The 15,829-nt window shown below is 73.2% G+C and carries 16 protein-coding genes; 8 read left to right on the top strand and 8 right to left on the bottom strand.

Going from position 1 to position 15,829, the window contains the following annotated elements:
* Positions 1–33: 33 nt before the first annotated feature.
* Positions 34–420 (top strand): SPW repeat domain-containing protein, encoded by a 387-nt coding sequence (locus tag WMF19_RS45355; RefSeq protein ID WP_437896036.1) that lies wholly within the window; start codon positions 34–36, stop codon positions 418–420.
* Between the two features lie 16 nt (positions 421–436).
* Here WMF19_RS45355 and WMF19_RS45350 read toward each other — a convergent pair whose 3' ends face one another.
* The 6 genes from WMF19_RS45350 to WMF19_RS45325 all read right to left on the bottom strand — a co-directional run bounded on the left by WMF19_RS45350 (position 437) and on the right by WMF19_RS45325 (position 5,684).
* Positions 437–1,639: an exo-beta-N-acetylmuramidase NamZ family protein gene (locus tag WMF19_RS45350; RefSeq protein WP_437896035.1), complete on the bottom strand. Its 1,203-nt coding sequence runs from the start codon at positions 1,637–1,639 to the stop codon at positions 437–439.
* Positions 1,640–1,722: 83 nt separating this feature from the next.
* Entirely contained in the window at positions 1,723–2,601 is an 879-nt protein-coding gene (gene truA / locus WMF19_RS45345) for a tRNA pseudouridine(38-40) synthase TruA (protein ID WP_437896034.1), read from the bottom strand.
* A 21-nt stretch (positions 2,602–2,622) separates the two neighbouring features.
* On the bottom strand, positions 2,623–3,024 hold the full coding sequence (locus tag WMF19_RS45340; RefSeq protein ID WP_437896033.1) for a hypothetical protein: 402 nt from the start codon (positions 3,022–3,024) through the stop codon (positions 2,623–2,625).
* Between the two features lie 10 nt (positions 3,025–3,034).
* A complete protein-coding gene (locus WMF19_RS45335) occupies positions 3,035–3,577 on the bottom strand; it encodes an AgmX/PglI C-terminal domain-containing protein (RefSeq protein ID WP_437325812.1) in 543 nt (180 codons plus the stop codon).
* A 381-nt stretch (positions 3,578–3,958) separates the two neighbouring features.
* Positions 3,959–4,504 (bottom strand): 16S rRNA (guanine(966)-N(2))-methyltransferase RsmD, encoded by a 546-nt coding sequence (gene rsmD / locus WMF19_RS45330; RefSeq protein ID WP_437896032.1) that lies wholly within the window; start codon positions 4,502–4,504, stop codon positions 3,959–3,961.
* Positions 4,505–4,541: 37 nt separating this feature from the next.
* The gene (locus WMF19_RS45325; RefSeq protein WP_437896031.1) at positions 4,542–5,684 is read right to left on the bottom strand and encodes a PEGA domain-containing protein; all 1,143 of its coding nucleotides are present in this window, start codon (positions 5,682–5,684) and stop codon (positions 4,542–4,544) included.
* 263 nt (positions 5,685–5,947) lie between these two features.
* Here WMF19_RS45325 and WMF19_RS45320 point away from each other — a divergent pair, with 263 nt between their 5' ends.
* The 4 genes from WMF19_RS45320 (at position 5,948) to WMF19_RS45305 (ending at position 9,347) form a co-directional block, all read left to right on the top strand.
* The gene (locus WMF19_RS45320) at positions 5,948–7,375 is read left to right on the top strand and encodes a phosphomannomutase/phosphoglucomutase (RefSeq protein ID WP_437896030.1); all 1,428 of its coding nucleotides are present in this window, start codon (positions 5,948–5,950) and stop codon (positions 7,373–7,375) included.
* Positions 7,376–7,377: 2 nt separating this feature from the next.
* Positions 7,378–8,256: a peptide chain release factor N(5)-glutamine methyltransferase gene (gene prmC, locus WMF19_RS45315; protein ID WP_437325808.1), complete on the top strand. Its 879-nt coding sequence runs from the start codon at positions 7,378–7,380 to the stop codon at positions 8,254–8,256.
* Between the two features lie 213 nt (positions 8,257–8,469).
* The gene (locus tag WMF19_RS45310; protein WP_437325807.1) at positions 8,470–8,850 is read left to right on the top strand and encodes a phage holin family protein; all 381 of its coding nucleotides are present in this window, start codon (positions 8,470–8,472) and stop codon (positions 8,848–8,850) included.
* A complete protein-coding gene (locus WMF19_RS45305; protein WP_437325806.1) occupies positions 8,847–9,347 on the top strand; it encodes a hypothetical protein in 501 nt (166 codons plus the stop codon). Before WMF19_RS45310 ends, WMF19_RS45305 begins: the two co-directional genes overlap by 4 nt.
* On the opposite strand, the gene WMF19_RS45300 is transcribed toward WMF19_RS45305, so the two are convergent.
* A complete protein-coding gene (locus WMF19_RS45300; protein WP_437896029.1) occupies positions 9,332–10,018 on the bottom strand; it encodes a hypothetical protein in 687 nt (228 codons plus the stop codon). The genes WMF19_RS45305 and WMF19_RS45300 overlap by 16 nt on opposite strands.
* Positions 10,019–10,226: 208 nt before the next feature.
* On the opposite strand from WMF19_RS45300, the gene WMF19_RS45295 reads away from it, so the two are divergent.
* The 3 genes from WMF19_RS45295 to WMF19_RS45285 all read left to right on the top strand — a co-directional run bounded on the left by WMF19_RS45295 (position 10,227) and on the right by WMF19_RS45285 (position 13,972).
* Positions 10,227–11,519 (top strand): ATP-binding protein, encoded by a 1,293-nt coding sequence (locus tag WMF19_RS45295; RefSeq protein WP_437896028.1) that lies wholly within the window; start codon positions 10,227–10,229, stop codon positions 11,517–11,519.
* The gene (locus tag WMF19_RS45290) at positions 11,516–12,058 is read left to right on the top strand and encodes a response regulator transcription factor (protein ID WP_437896027.1); all 543 of its coding nucleotides are present in this window, start codon (positions 11,516–11,518) and stop codon (positions 12,056–12,058) included. Before WMF19_RS45295 ends, WMF19_RS45290 begins: the two co-directional genes overlap by 4 nt.
* An 84-nt stretch (positions 12,059–12,142) precedes the next feature.
* Entirely contained in the window at positions 12,143–13,972 is a 1,830-nt protein-coding gene (locus tag WMF19_RS45285; RefSeq protein WP_437896026.1) for a glycoside hydrolase family 15 protein, read from the top strand.
* 235 nt (positions 13,973–14,207) lie between these two features.
* Here WMF19_RS45285 and WMF19_RS45280 read toward each other — a convergent pair whose 3' ends face one another.
* Entirely contained in the window at positions 14,208–14,891 is a 684-nt protein-coding gene (locus tag WMF19_RS45280) for a hypothetical protein (protein WP_437896025.1), read from the bottom strand.
* Between the last annotated feature and the right edge of the window lie 938 nt (positions 14,892–15,829).

The following is a 15,829-nucleotide window of genomic DNA, read 5'->3' as shown; positions in this document are numbered from 1 at the left end:
CGGCGCGAGGGGAGCTCCTCCAAGGAGGCACCGATGAAGCTCCTTTCTCCTCGCCACCATGGATACGTCGATTACGCGGTCGTCGTCGTGCTCGCGCTCGCGCCGCTCGCGCTCCGCCTCGATCCGGTGCCCACGGCGGTCAGCTACGTCGCCGCCGTCGCGCACCTCGTCGCGACGCTGCTGTCCGATCAGCCGCTCGGCGCCGCCAGGAAGATCCCGTTTTCGGTGCACGGCGCGCTGGAGACATCCCTCGCCGCCGCGCTCCTCGCGTCGCCCTGGCTGTTCGGGTTCTCCGCCGAGCTCCCGGCGCGGACCTTCTTCGTGGTCACCGGGCTCGCGCTGGTGCTCGTCGCCCTCGGCACGAGGTACGCGACCGGCGCCGCCTCCCGGCAGCAGCCCTACGACCGCTACGATCGCTGAGCCGCGCGGGCGGCGCTCAGCAGGCGGAGACGGCCGCCTGCGCCTCCCGCATCACCTCGGGCCAGGTCGGATCCGCGCGCGACACCTCCACGGCGATCGCCAGCGGATCCTCGCCGGCCGCGATGGCGAGGCGCGCGGCAGCAGAGCCGGTGAGCAGATCGAAGGCCGGGATCGTGTCGACGTACTCGTACCGCTCGGTGCGGAAGCGGAACTGCTCGGGCTGCTGCCTGAAGGCGAACGCGATGAGCGCGACGTACGTCGCGACCGGGCGGAAGGCGCGCGGATCGGTGACGTGGATCTGGACGCCGCCGCAGATCTTGCCGGCGTGCTTCTGGAAGGTGGGCCGGAAGGTGAGCGGCCGCGCGACGAAGCCCGGCAGCGCGGTGGACGCGAGGCGCGCGGCGAGATCGCGGCCGTCGAGCCAGGGAGCGCCCACGATCTCGAACGGGCGCGTCGTGCCGCGGCCCTCCGACAGGTTCGTCCCCTCCAGCAGGCAGCCGCCCGGGTAGACGAGCGCGGTGTCCGCCGTCGGCATGTTGGGCGACGGGAGGACGAACGGGCGATCCCACCCGGACGCGAGCGCCTCCCGGCGATGACCCTCGACCGTCACGACCTGCAGCCCGCAGGCGACGTCGCCGAGCGGGATGCCCTCGCGCCGCGCGAAGAGCGCGACCAGCTCGCCCACCGTGAGCGAGTGGCGGACGGGCACCGGCTCCAGGCCCACGAACGACAGGAACCCCGGCGCCTGCGTCGCGCCCTCGACGCTCTCCGCCGCGCCCCCGAGGGGGTTCGGGCGATCGAGCAGCACGACGTGCACGCCCGCCGCGTGAGCCGCCCGCAGCGCGAGGAGCGCCGTCCAGACGAACGTGTAGTACCGCGCGCCGACGTCGGCGAGATCGATGAGCAGCACGTCGATCTTCGCGAGATCCGCCGCGGAAGGCGAGAGATCCTCGAAGCTTTCGCCGTACAGGCTGACGATGCCCGCGCCGGAGCGCGCGTCGACGCTGCTCATCACCGTCGCCATGTCCTGCGCCTCGCCGCCGTAGCCGTGCTCGGGGCCGAAGAAGAGGCGCGGGCGCAGGCCGAGGCGCTCGAGGACGAAGGCGATATGGGTCAGCTCGCGATCGACGCTCGCCGGGTGCGCAAGGACCCCCAGGCGAGTCGAACGGAGGCGCTGGAGCTGCGGAAGATCCGGGAGGCGGTCCAGTCCGACGTGCACGTCGCTGTGCTACCAAGGCGAGCGCGGGCCGTCCATGCGTCCGCGTTGGATTCTGTGTGACGCGCGTGCGGCGACGGGCGGCGTCACTCCTCGGGGGCGCCCTCCGCGGGCGCGCCGAGGTCCGTCGGCGCGGCGTCGTCCGTCGAGCATCCGTCCGAAGGCCCCGTCGGCCAGGCATCCTGCCCGTCGTCACGCAGGTGGATGCGCTCGAGGTAGAGCCCGTCCGGCGGCGCCGTGATCCCTGCGTCGCGCCGATCCAGCGACGAGAGCGCGCGCGCGATCGCGCCGGGGGCGAGGTGGCCGCGCGCCACGTCCATCAAGGTGCCGACCAGGATGCGCACCATGTTGTGCAGGAACGCGTTGCCCTCGACGTCGATCCGTACGACGCGCGGGTCCGCGGGATCGAGCGACAGATCGACGCCGTAGAGCGTCCGCACCGTGGTCGTCCGCTCGTCCGCGCTCGTCCGGAACGCGGCGAAGTCGTGGGTGCCCTTCGCGGCGAGCGCCTCGGCGCGCGCCCGCTCGATCGCCTCGTCCGTGATGCCCTCGACCCGCCAGGCGCGACGGCTGAGGAACGGGTCGCGGACCAGATCCCGGAGGACCAGGTAGCGGTAGCGCTTGCGGAGGCTCTCGAAGCGCGGCGAGAACCCGAGGCGCACCACGGCCGCGCGCCGGATCACGATCTCTTCCGGGAGGTGGCGCGCGGTCGCGAGGACCCAGCCGCGCGGCGGCAGCGGCGCCGTCGTGTCGAAGGCGACGCGCTGGTCGCGCGCGTGGACGCCCGCGTCGGTGCGGCTCGCGCCGCGGATCTCGCGGATGCCGGGATCGATGACGCGCAGCGCACCGAGCAGCTCTCCCGAGACCGTGCGCTGGTCGCGCTGGCGGGCGAAGCCCGCGAACGGGCGCCCGTCGTAGGCGACCGAGAGCAGGATCCCCCGGCTCGAAGCGGTGCTCCTCGCCACGGCGCGATCGAGGCGCGCGGCCTAGCCGCCGCTCCCCCCGCCGCCCGAGCCGCCCGCGCCACCGGCACCGCCCGCGCCGCCGGCACCGCCCGAGCCGCCGCTTCCCCCATTGCCGCCCGAGCCGCCGTCGCCGCCCGAGCTGGCCGACGAGGTCCGCGACGCATATCCCTTGACGCACTCCAGGTTGACGAGCCCCTCCGCGTTCTTGCAGCACTCCTCAGGGGCCGACAGCTGGCCATTCACCACGCAGGACGGGAGCTGATAGCAACCGGCCGGGTCGTTCTCGATTCCCTGGTCGCCGTCGAGGTTGTTGTTGCAGAGTGCCGTGGTCCCTTCATCGACGTGGCACGCGGCGCTCTGCAGGACGAGCGGCGCGAGCGCGAGGAGGAGCAAGCTGGCCATCCGGGGGGGGAGCGTTCGCATCGGCTGCTTCCTATTGCTTGATGGTGAAGTTGATCGGAACGTTCACCACGACGCATCCGCTCTGCGGCGGAGGCAGTGATTTGCCGCGGAAACGTCCCAAGACGCAAGACGCAATCTCGCCCGAGCCCACCGTGTCGTTGAGGATCGAGGCGCTGCACACCGCGCCGTTGGAGGCGACCTGCACGCTCACCGTCAGCTTGCCGGAGACCTCCGAGGTGCGCAGCGCGCGGTTATAACAACCCTGCGCCGAGCGAGCGAGCCCCAGGACGGCGGAGTCGAGCGCGGGCGAGGTCGCGCCGTCGCCGCACTTGCCGGAGCAAGGCGACTTGCCGGTGGTGGCCGGGCCCTGCCCCGACGCGACCTTGCCGGCGTCCACGCCGGCGTCCTCGACCTCGTCGACGGGCGGCGGCGGCGGGGGCGCGAAGAGCGGCGGAGGCTCCGCGGGCTTCGTCTCGGCGGGGACAGCGGCGGTCGGCGCCACGGGCGGCGCGGCCGGCTCCGGGCGCAGCTTCCAGTAGAGCAGGCCCGCCATGAGCGCAGCAAGGACGACCATTCCTGCGATGTAAGGCCCAGGGCCGCCGGATTTTCCCGGGATCTGCTGGGACGACGGAGGCATCGATGCGGACACGTTGAGAAGTCCTCCCGGAGAGACGCGCGAGGTCCGGCCGCGTCGGCGGGACCGTCGTGCGCCGGAGCCGAGACGCGGGCGCGTCCGGCGGGGGCGAGTCTACAAGGGCGGGCAGGGAAGCGCGCCAGGAAACTGGATGCGCCCCGGATGAACACGACAGCGTTGCGCGGAGGGCTGCTCGGCGCAGCGGCGGGCGGCCGTGCGTCGCGTGGACGCGGGCGGCTGTCTGGCGCGTGCAGGCGGCTCGGCGCGCGCGGCTGGCGCGTGCAGGCGGCTCAGCGCGCGCGGCTGGCGCGTGCTGACGGCTCAGCGCGTGTAGAACGACACCGCGGTGTCACCGTAGGCGCGGCTCGCAGCGCAGGTGAGCCCGGCGATCTCCGGGGAGGGATCGCGGCGCGCGTGCTCGAGGACGAGGCGCCCTTCCGGGGCGAGCAAGCCGAGCGGCCCGACGAGGCGCGCGGCCGCGGCGGCGGCCTTGGCCAGGACGGCGTAGGGCGGATCGAGCAGGGCGAGGTCGAAGGGGCCCTCGTCGCGGAGCAGATCGAGCGCGCGCTCGACGGGGAGCGGGACGACCCGCGCCGCCTCGTCGAGGCCGAGCGCGGCGAGGTTCTCGCGGAGCACGGCGAGCGCGGGGCGGCCGCTCTCGACGAAGATGGCGCGCCGCGCGCCGCGCGAGAGCGCCTCGATGCCGAGCGCGCCGGTGCCGGCGTACAGGTCGCAGACGAGCGCGCCGGTGACGTCGCCGAGCGAGGAGAAGAGCGCCTCGCGCACGCGGTCCGCGGTCGGCCGCGTGCCCTCCCCGCGCGGCGCGGCGAGCCTTCGCCCGCCGAGCCGGCCGGCGATCACCCGCACGGTCGTCCCCCCGTCGTCGCGGGCAGAGAGGCAGAGCTCACCAGCGGTACGTCACGTCGACGCCGCCTGCGCCGAGGCCGACGCTGGGCTGCACGCTCCAGCCGGTGCGCTCCGCGGTCTGGCTGTTGTTCGTCACGAGCAGGTACGCGCCGACGCCCGCGGACACCACCGCCAGCGGGTAGAAGACGTACTGGAGCGCCATGAACGTGTCGGCCTTCTCGCAGAGCTCAATGCCCTTACGGGCCGTCTTCGCGTCGACAGTGAAGTCGTCCTGGATGGCCTTGCGGTTCTCCAGCGCGCAGACGTCATCGACGTTCTCCGTGAACAGCCCTCGGTAGGCCGTGTACCGCGCGTCGCTCTGGATGCTCGCGACCTGGACGGAGCTGATGACGGCGACGGACCCGAAGACCGCCCCCGCGCCGAGGCCGATGAACCCGCCCATGCGCTTCCAGTTGGTCTGCGTCGATTCGGCCGGCATCTGGCTGAGCGCGACGTCGGTCGTGGCGACGGGCAGGGCCACGACCGACGCCTGGGAGTCGAGGAAGCCGGCCGACTTGACGCGCACGTTGTGCGGCCCGGCCGTGACCGTGAAGGTCGCCTCGCCGTTGTGCACGTTGCCGACGGGCTTTCCGTCGATGTAGACGCTCGCCTGCGCGGCGCCGGTCCTCACGCGGAGAGCCCCGCTCGGCGGCCCGCCGGTCAGCCTCGCGATCGCCTCCGCGGCGATCTTGCGGAGCGGCTCGTCGTTGGCCTCGGTGAGGTTCGCGCTGTACTTCACCGGCACGCTCGATTCCGGCTTCCCGCGGGTCCAGAGGTGCAGCTCCCCCTCGACCTCGGTGTCGCTCTTGCGGAGCATGCCCCAGATGTAACGGTCGCTCTTGATCTGGTCGGCGATGCGGGCCTGGCAGGCCGCGTCGGGCCGATCGTCGCACTGGAGGGAGAGCGTCAGGACCTCGAGCGAGAAGTCCTCCTCGCTGACCGACCACCCCGGCGCCTCCTTGATGGCGGAGCGGAGCGCCTGGGTCAGCGCGCCGGCCTGGTCGTAGGCGTCGTCCGTCCGGAGAACGACGACGGTGATCGGCAGGGCGGTGGGCGACGGCTCCGCCGCCTGGGCGGCGTTGCTGCAGGCGAGGAGGGCCACCACGGCAGCGAGACCGGTCCTCTGTGCGCACGTCATCATGTGGTCCTGGGCTCCACGCGCCCAAGTTACCCGTCCGGCGGCCAGGAACGCAATCCGTGAGCCGGCGAGGCGGCGCGGCGGCGCGATCGCGATGTCGACGCGGTGAGGCGGCGCGGCGGCGCGATCGCGATGACGACGCCGGCGAGACCACGCTGCGCGCGCGGCGTTTTTCGTTCCGTCCACGATTGCGCTGTGTCAGAGCGTCCTGGGCCCCGCCCCGCCCCGCCCCGCAGCGCGGGCGACGCGCGCTACTCTCCTGGTCCATGAAGGTCCCCCGACACATCTTCCGCGAGTACGACATCCGCGGCGCCGCCGAGCGCGACCTGACGAGCGGGTTCGCGAGCGAGCTCGGCGCCGCGTTCTCCCTGCTCCTCGGCCGCGAGCTCGCCGCGGGGGCGCCTCCTCGCCGAGCTCGGCCGAAGGTGGCGGTCTGCCGGGACGGCCGCCTCTCGAGCGACCGGCTGTTCTCGGCCCTCACGGACGGCCTGCTCGCGGGCGGCGCCGACGTGATCTCCGCGGGGGTCGGGCCGACGCCGCTGCTCTACTTCGCGGCGCACCACCTCGACTCCGACGGCGCGATCATGATCACGGCGAGCCACAACCCGGCGCCGGACAACGGGTTCAAGCTCATGCGCGGCAAGGCCTCGTTCTTCGGCAAGGACATCCAGGCGCTCGCCGACCTCATCGAGGAGGGCGGCAGCGGCGGCCGCAGCGCCGCGGCGGCGCGGGGCGATCTCACCGAGGTCGACCTCTCGGGCGACTACATCGAGGCGGTGCGCGCCGCGTCCCGCCTGCCCGGAGCCGACGTCCGCTTCGTGATCGACGCGGGCAACGGCGCGGCCGGCCCGCTCGGCGTCCGCACGCTCGCGGCGCTCGGCTTCGCGCCGGACGCGCTCTTCTGCGACATCGACGGCCTCTTCCTGAACCACCACCCGGACCCGACCGTCCCCGAGAACCTCGAGGCGCTCCGCGCCCGCGTGCTCGCGACCGGCGCCGCGCTCGGCGTCGCGTGGGACGGCGACGGCGATCGGATCGGCGTTGTCGACGAGCGCGGCGAGGTGCTCTGGGGGGACAAGCTGCTGCTCCTGTTCGCGCGGTCGCTCCTCGCGGAGCGCCCGGGCTCGGCCGTGATCGGGGAGGTGAAGTGCTCCGAGACGCTCTACGCCGACATCGCCGCGCGCGGCGGGCGCCCCATCCTCTGGAAGACGGGCCACTCGCTCATCAAGACCAAGATGAAAGAGGAAGGCGCCCTGCTCGCCGGCGAGATGAGCGGGCACATGTTCTTCGCCGATCGGTGGTTCGGGTTCGACGACGCGATCTACGCGACGGTCCGCCTGCTCGAGATCGTCGCCCGGGCGCGGCGGCCCCTCGGCGAGCTGCTCGCCGACGTGCCGCAGACCTTCGCCACCCCCGAGATCCGCGTCGACTGCCCGGACGCCGTGAAGTTCGAGGTCGTCCGCCGCGTGACCGAGCACTTCCGCCGCGTCCGTCCGGTCGTGGACATCGACGGCGCGCGCATCGACTTCGGCGGCGGGGCGTGGGGCCTCTGCCGCGCCTCCAACACCGGCCCGATCCTGGTGCTGCGGTTCGAGGGGCGGTCCGTCGCGGACCGCGACGCGGCCCGCGCCGAGGTCGAGGCCGTCGTCTCCGCCGCGGTCCGCGACGCCGTCGCCGCCGCCCCGCTCCCGTGACCATGTCCGAAGGCGAGCAGCAGAGCGAGGCCTGGACGATCCGGCGCGTGATCACCTGGGCCACGGGCGACCTGAAGAAGCGCGGCGCGTCCTCGGCGCGCCTCGACGCCGAGCTCCTGCTCGGCAAGGTGCTGCGCCTCGATCGCGTCGGGCTGCTCATCGACGCCGAGCGGCCGCTCGATCGGGCCGAGCTCGCCGCCTACCGCGAGCTGCACCAGCGTCGCCGCGCCGGCGAGCCGGTCGCCTATCTCCTCGGTGTGCGGGAGTTCTACGGCCGCCCGTTCCGCGTCGATCCGCGCGTGCTCATCCCCCGCCCCGACACCGAGATCCTCGTCGAGGTCGGCCTCGCCCGGACGAGGCACCTCGCGCTCTCCGCGCGCGTGCTCGACCTGTGCACCGGGTCCGGCTGCGTCGCCGTCAGCCTCGCGTGCGAGCGGCCGACCAGCCGCGTCCTCGGCGTCGACATCTCGGACGGCGCGCTCGCCGTCGCCCGCGAGAACGCGCTCCGCCTCGGCGCGGTCAACGCGGGGTTCGTGCGCTCGGACCTCTTCGCCGGCGTGCCGTCCGGCCTTCGCTTCGACCTGATCACCGCGAACCCACCGTACATTCCGGACGAGGACGTCGCCGCGCTGCAGATCGACATCCGCGGCTACGAGCCCCACCTCGCGCTCGCGGGGGGCCCGGACGGCCTCGTCTTCACGCGCCGGATCGTCGCGGGCGCGCCGGCCTTGCTCTCCGCCGGCGGCGTGCTGGCGGTGGAGGTCGAGGCCGGCAAGGCGGGCGCGGTGGCCGAGCTCTTCGCCGCGGCGGGGTTCGGCGGCGTCTCGAGGCATCTCGACTACGGCGGGCACGAGCGCGTCGTCTCCGGCGCCCTGCCCTGATCGCCCGCCGCCCGGGAGGGCGGGGGCCGCCGCGGCCGCGCAGCGCGCGCGCCTCCGCGACCGCGAGGATGGGGCTGGCGCGCTGTATGCACAGCGACGCACGGCGAGGGGGGCGTGGCGCAGTCGGTGGCGGGGGCTCGGGGCGACCCGCGCGCCGCCGGCTGCCTGCGCCGCCCCCGAGCGCGTTCACGCCGCGAGGCGGAGAGGTGTCCCATGAGGCAGCTGGATCCCAGGCCGGAGAGCTCGACAGCAGATCTCGTGAAGGAGGCGATCGCCGAGGCCAGGGAGCTGATGCAGGTCGAGGTCGCGCTGGCGCGCGACGAGATGAACCAGGAGATCTCGCGGGCGAAGGCGTCGTGCGTCGCGCTCGGCGCGGCGGCGGCCGCGGCGCTGCTCGGGGTCGCGCTGGTGCTCGTCGCGATCGCGCTGGCCATCGCGCCGGAGCCGCTGCCGGCGCTGCTGATAGGGCTCGCGTTCATCGCGCTGGCGATCGTGGTGGGCGTGGTCGGCTACAAGAGCGCGCCGAGGAGGCCGCTCGAGAGGACCCGGGGCCGCCTCGGGGCGGACGTCCGGCTGGTCCGGGAGCTCGTATGAAGGGGCTGAACGGTCAACGCGCGGACTTCGAGCGGAGGGCGGACGAGCTGCGCGACCGGCTGATGCACACGATCGAGGCGCTCGATCGGCGGCGCCACGTGCTCGTCGACGTGCGGTCGCGGGTGCGCCGGCACGGCCCCGAGGTGCTCGCCGGAGGGCTCCTGCTCGCGATCGCGGGCGGCGCGGCGGCGATCGCGCTGATCAAGGAAGTGCGCGCGCGCAACGAGCGGCCGGGCGGCGAGCGCCTCCGCGCGCTCGTGCGCTTCTGGCGGCACCCGGAGCGGGTGGCGCCGCGCGGCAAGCCGAGCGTGTCCCGCGAGATCGGCCGGAGGATCCTGGTGGGCATGGCGTCCTTCGTGGCGATGCAGCTCATCCGGCGCGGCGTCCGGCTCACGCTGGCGCTGCCGGATCGGGACGCGCAGGCGCGGCGGGGCCCGCTCGAGCTCAGCGCCGCGGCGCCGGGGACCAGGAGGCCGTCCGGTCAGGGCCCGGTGTAGAGGGCGGTGCGCCACCCCAGGTAGAACCCTGGCTGGCGGACGGACGTGCTCCATGTGTAGTCGGCGTAGAGCCACGGGCCCATCGCCACCTTCCAGAGCCGGATCCCCTCGTAGAACACGCCGCCTCCGATGCGGGCCGGCAGGGCGCCGTCGATGACCTCCGCGCCGTCGGCGTCGGCGGTCGTGTACGCGACGCCCGTGCCGGCGTCGAAGGCGACGCCGACGTCCCTCCACCGATCCGCGAGCGAGAAGAGCGGGAAGACCTCGGTGTGGAGCATGAACCCCCCGGCGAGGGAGGCGTGGTCCGCGGCGCTCAGGCCGTGTCCGCCGAAGCCAGCGCCGAACGTGAGCCAGTCCGCGAGCGCGCCGCCGATCCAGACGTAGCCTCCGGCGCCGATCCCCACGCCGGTCTCGGTGTAATGGCGCTCGAATCCGATCTTCTGGACGTCGTTCGGGAAGCCGGCGGCGCTCCCGAGCGCCAGGCCTCCGGCGATGCCCGCGGCGAGCCCGCTGCGCCGCGCGGCCGATCTGGGCGCGAACAGCGGATCGGCGGCCGGCGTCTCTCCGGCCGCCGTCGGCTGCGCCGCGGCGGCCGCGGGGAGCAGGCTGAGGCCAAGGAGCGCCGGCAGCGCGGCCGCGCGCGCGCGTCGGAGGTGGGGACACGTCGCCATGGGCTCCCTTTCCTATACGATGACGCGGGGCTCGGCATCGCAATCCTGCCGCTCGGCGCGGACCGGCGCGGGCCTGACGGCGCGCCGTCGCACGGGAGGGATCGTCCGTGTTCGTGCCGTGTCCCCGCCGCGTCCATCGGCCTTCCTGTCCTCCGCGGCTCTGCCGCGGTGGGCGCGGCCCCCTCGGCGTTCGCGCTATGCTCCCGCCGTGACGCACGAAGCTTCCCTGGAGCGGGCGCCGGCGGGCAGGATCGTCCTCCGGTGGCTCGTCGGACTGCGCTGGGCGGTGTTCGCGCTGCTCGCGGCGACCCTGGCCGTCGACGAGGCGCTGTTCGGCTATCACGTCCGGTACGCCGTCGCCGTGCCCATCCTGGTGCTGGCCGCCGGGCTCAACCTCGCCCTCGACCGGCGGGTGCGGTCGGATCGGGGCGCGGATAGCGCCGTCGTCGCCGGCGTCGTGGCGCTCGATCTCGTCGCGATCGCCGGGGTCCTCGCCGCGTCGGGCGGCGCGGGCAACCCGTTCAGCGCCCTCTTCTTCGTGCACGTCGCCCTCGCCGCGGCGCTCCTGCCGCCGCGCACGACCTTCGCGCTCGCCGCGCTCGCGGCCTGCCTCTTCGCGGCGCTCTTCGCGCTCCCCGCCGGCGCGTGCTGCCCGAGCCACCCGGAGCACGGCGCGTTCTCCACCCACCTCTACGGGATGCTCCTCGCCTTCGTGCTGAGCGCGGCGCTCGTCGCCCACGTCCTCCTGAAGATCCGCCGCGCGCTCGACGAGAGCGCGGCCGAGAACGCGGCGCTGCGCCGGCGCGCGGAGGAGGCGTCCCGCTTCCAGGCGCTCGGCGCGCTCGCGGCCGGCACCGCCCACGAGCTCGGCACCCCGCTCGGCACGATCGCGGTGCTCGCCGGGGAGAGCCTTAGCGACCCCGGATCGAGCGACGCCGCGCAGCGCCGCGCCCGGACGATCGCGGAGCAGGTCGAGCGCTGCCGCGTGGTGATCGCGCGCATGCGGGCGGACGTCCGGGCGAGCGACCTGCGCGCCGGGGTCGAGGTCGGCGAGGCGGCCCGGCGCGGCGTGCAGGCCTGGCAGGCGGCGCACCCCGGCGTCGCGGTCGAGGTGCGCGGCGATCTCGCGCCGCGCCGCACGGTGCCGCTCGACGCGGCCGACGTCGAGGCGGCGCTGTTCGCGCTGCTCGACAACGCGCTCGAGGCGCTCGGGCCGAGCCCCACGATCGCGGAGCCGATCGTGGTCACCGTCGGGGACGAGGGCGGCGCGCCCGTGATCAGCGTCGAGGACGGCGGCGCGGGCGTCGCGCCGGGCCTGGAAGGGCGGCTCGGCGAGCCGTTCGTGACCACCAAGGCGCCCGGCGAGGGCATGGGCCTCGGGCTCTACCTCGTGCGGACGCTCATCGAGCAGGTCGGCGGCTGCCTCACGGTGTCGCCGAGGCAGGGGTCCGGCGAGCGCGGCACGCGCGTCGCCCTGCGCCTCGCGCCGGTGGACTCATGAGCTCCGAGGCCGCCGGCGAGCCGACGCTGCTCATCGTCGATGACGACGCGACCTTCCGGACCGCGCTCGGGCAGGCGCTCGGCAAGAGCGGGTTCGCGGTGTCCCTCGCCGCCAGCGCCGAGGAGGCCGCGGCGATGGCGCGAGGGCACGTGTTCGAGTACGCGCTCGTGGACGTCCGGATGCCGGGGCAGAGCGGGATCGACCTCGTGGGGATGCTGCGGAGCATGGATGACGGCATCCGTATCGTGGTGTTCACCGGATACGGCACGATCGCGAACGCGGTGGCGGCGATCCGGGCCGGGGCGGTCGATTACCTGACCAAGCCGGTGGACGCGGCCCGGTGCGCGCGGTCGCTGCTCGGCGTCGCCCCTGCCGCGCGGGGCGACGAGGACCTGCCGTCGCTCGAGCGGGTCGAGTGGGAGTACCTCCAGCGCGTGCTCGCCGACTGCGAGGGGAACATCTCGGAGGCGGCGCGCAAGCTCCGGATGCACCGCCGCTCGCTCCAGCGGAAGCTCTCGCGCCTGCCGCCGAGATCGTGAGGGGCGCGAGGGGCGTGACGGGGTAGAGCGGAGGGTCCACGAGAGGCGGGTTCCGCTCGACCGAGCGAGCCCTATGGAGAGGCCATGCCCTACAAACCCATCGAGTCCTACGGCGTCATCGGCGACATGCACTCCGTCGCGCTGGTCGGGATGGATGGATCCATCGACTGGTGCTGCCTCCCGAATTTCGACTCGCCGAGCGTGTTCGCGGCCATCCTGGACGACGAGCGCGGCGGCCGCTTCGCGCTCTCCGCGGCGAACGGCGCGTCGCGCAACAAGCAGATGTACATGCCCGACACCAACGTCCTGCTCACGCGGTTCCTCGACGTGGAGGGCGTCGGCGAGGTCTGCGATTTCATGCCGATCCACCGGGACACGTACGGCGCTTACCGCCGCGGGATGCACCAGATCGTCCGCGTCGCGCGGGCCGTCCGCGGCGCGGTGCGCTTCCGGCTCGCCTGCCGCCCCGCGATCGACTTCGCCCGCCGCCCCCACCGCCTGATCCTCGACGATCCGCGCGGCGCCGTCTTCGACTCCGATGGCATCGACCTGGCGCTCATCAGCCCGGTCCCCCTGTCGAGCGACGGCGCCGGCGGCGTCACCGCCGACTTCGTGCTCCAGCCCGGCGAGTCGGCCACGTTCTCGCTGCGCCAGGTCGAGGACTGGACGGCCAGCGCCGATCTGCTCGCCACGCCGATCGACGGCGACGACGCCCTCCGGCGCACGGTCGCCTTCTGGCGGTCGTGGCTCGCCCGCTCGCGCTACAAGGGGCGCTGGCGCGAGATGGTCGATCGCTCGGCGCTCGTCCTGAAGCTGCTCACGTTCGAGCCGACCGGCGCGATCGTCGCCGCGGCGACGACCAGCCTGCCCGAGGAGATCGGCGGGGTCCGCAACTGGGACTATCGCTACGTCTGGGTGCGCGACGCCGCGTTCACGCTCTACGGCTTCCTCCGGCTCGGCTACACGGAGGAGGCCGCGCGCTTCATGGAATGGCTGAGCGCCCGCGTCTCCGAGGAGGACGGCCCCACCGGGCCGCTGCAGCTCATGTACGGTATCGACGGACGCCACGAGCTCCCCGAGGTCGCGCTCACCCACCTCGACGGCTACCGCGGGTCCCGGCCGGTCCGCGTCGGCAACGGGGCGACGACGCAGCTCCAGCTCGACATCTACGGCGAGCTCATCGACTCGGTGTATCTCTTCGACAAATACGGATCTCCCATCTCTTATGATTTCTGGCGTGAGCTCCGGCGCATGGCCTACTGGGTGTGTCAGAGCTGGGAGCAGGAGGACGAGAGCATCTGGGAGGTGCGCGGCGGCAGGCAGCAGTTCGTCTACTCGAAGCTCCAGTGCTGGGTCGCGCTCGACCGGACGCTGCGGCTCAGCAGCAAGCGCTCTCTGCCGCTCGACCGGCAGCGCGTCGCGTGCGCGCGCGACGACATCTACGAGGCGATCATGGCGCGCGGCTGGGACGCGCAGCGGAGGACGTTCGTGCAGGCCTTCGGCGGGGCCGCGCTCGACGCGAGCAACCTGCTCATGCCGCTCATGCGCTTCCTCTCCCCCACCGACCCGCGCATCCTCGGCACGCTCGATCGCACCCTCGAGGAGCTCGCGAGCGACACGCTCGTCCACCGCTACGAGCTCGGCAAGGGCGCGGGCGACGGCCTGACCGGCAAGGAGGGCACGTTCAGCATCTGCACCTTCTGGCTCGTCGAGGCCCTCGCGCGCGCTGGCCGCCTCGACGACGCGCGCTTCATCTTCGAGAAGATGCTGACGTACGCCAACCACCTCGGGCTCTACTCCGAGCAGATCGGGCCGAGCGGAGAGCTGCTCGGCAACTTCCCCCAGGCGTTCACCCACCTCGGCCTGGTCAGCGCGGCGTTCTACCTGGATCGCGCGCTCGGTCAGGGCGGCTGAAGTCGGAGCCGGGTCCTCGCGCGCTCCCCGCCGGCGAGCGGCGGGGCGTGGCTCGTGCGCGAGCGGTGGAAGGGAGAGGCGGCTACCGGCAGCCCGGGATATCCAACCCCAGGCGGCCGGCGCTCACGAGCTCTGTAGGTGTGTCGTGCAGGTGTGTAGAAGGAGGGGGCTGGCGCGGCGCCGAGGGATCCTGCGACGCGGAGTCCCTGGCGCCGGCCAGCACGATGGGGTCAGATCAGAACCCGAAGCCGCCGAAGCCGCCGCAGCCGCCCCAGCCGCCGAAGCCGCCCCACGGGACGATGGCCGTCGTGCAGTTCGTGAACGACGAGACGACCGCGCCGCCGCCGAAGCCGCAGCCGCCGAAGCCGAGGCCGCCCCAGCCGAAGCCGCCCCAGCCGAAGCCGCCGAAGCCGCCGAAGCAGCGCTCGCCATCACGCTGCCCGGTCTCCTGCCCGACCACGCCCGTCTGCCCGAGGCCGGCCTGTCCGATCTGCGCCGGGCCCGCCTGTCCGATCTGCGCCGGGCCCGCCTGTCCGATCTGCGCCTGGCCGAGCTGAGCCTGGCCGAGCTGCGCCGGGCCTTGCTGCGCGTATCCGCCCTTGGTCGGGTAGCCGCCCTTGGTCGGGAGGCCACCCTTGCTCGGAAACTCACCCTTGCTGGGCAGGAGCCCGCCCTTGCTGGGGAGCATCGGAACACCCTTCGAGGGCAGACCCAGACCCTTGCTGGGGGGCAGACCGAGCTTGCTGGGTCCCATCTGGCCGATCTGAGCCTGATACGGGTCCTCGCGCGCCTCAAGCGCGCTGTCCGCGGAGTCGACGCCCTCGTCATCCGTATTGAAGTCGTCGTCCGCGCCGATCGCGCACCCGGCACCGAGCGCCAGCATCATCGCGAGACCCATCGTCTTGTGAATCGAGATCATTGGTCCTCCCCGGTGTCCCTGATGAGCCTTGCGGCCCCCGAACACCTTGGTGCACCCAAGAGCAGGCTGTGTGCCTCGCTCTTCTGTGCAGAGGCTGCCGCTTCGAGCAGCATGGATTCGCGGGATGGCGCCCTCGAATCGGGCGCTCCTCGCATCTGCGCTCCCCTGGGATTTCTCCGCGATTCAATCGTGGTGGATCCGGGCGAGCGCGGCGCGCGCTGGAGCGGCGTCGCGCTCACGATGGATAGGATAGAAGGTGTCCCGCCGCGCGGCCGCGGGGCCGCGCGGGAACAAGGAAGACGCGAAGGCGGTTCCCCGCGGCGTGGATCGCGCGGTGGTCGTGGCGAGCGGAGGTGTCCTCGAACAGGTAAAACCTCCCTCCGGATCCAGAAAAGAGCGGCCTCACGAAGCGTCGACACCACAAGACGCAAACGGACGTGATCGAACCCAAACGGACGTGATCGGACGTGATCGGACGCAGGTGGATGTGATTGGACACAAAGGGGCGTGATCCGGTGACTTCGATGGCGCCGTCCAGGCGAGACACGCGCCCTGCGCCCTGCCTGCTCAGCGCCTCGCGTTCCGACACGTTTGTGCATCCCGTCGCCCGTGAGAGCGGAATTGTCGCTTCTGGTCGGAATTGGCCGCCGGCGCGCGACGCGATGCGGCGCGCGCCGGCGACGATGCCGCCCGCGTCGCAACAGGCCCCTCCCGCTGCGCCGCTTTCCTGCTCCGGCGGCGGACGGAGCCGAATCGGCTGTTATTCCCACTTGCGCAGGACGTTCTGTAAATGGTCCAGTGGAGGATGTCGGTGACGGGGAGGGAGCATCCGGTTGTGTAGTTTGCCCCACGGCTCTCGACGACTCGGTGGCGGGTTGTCTCATGTCGTCCGGGACGCTGGCTCTCCAGCGTGCTCGGCGCTGGCCGAACGGCGGTGG

The organism is Sorangium sp. So ce124, assembly GCF_051525235.1.
GTDB classification, from domain to species: Bacteria; Myxococcota_A; Polyangia; order Polyangiales; family Polyangiaceae; genus Sorangium; species Sorangium atrum.
This window is presented reverse-complemented; position numbering and strand designations above follow the sequence as displayed.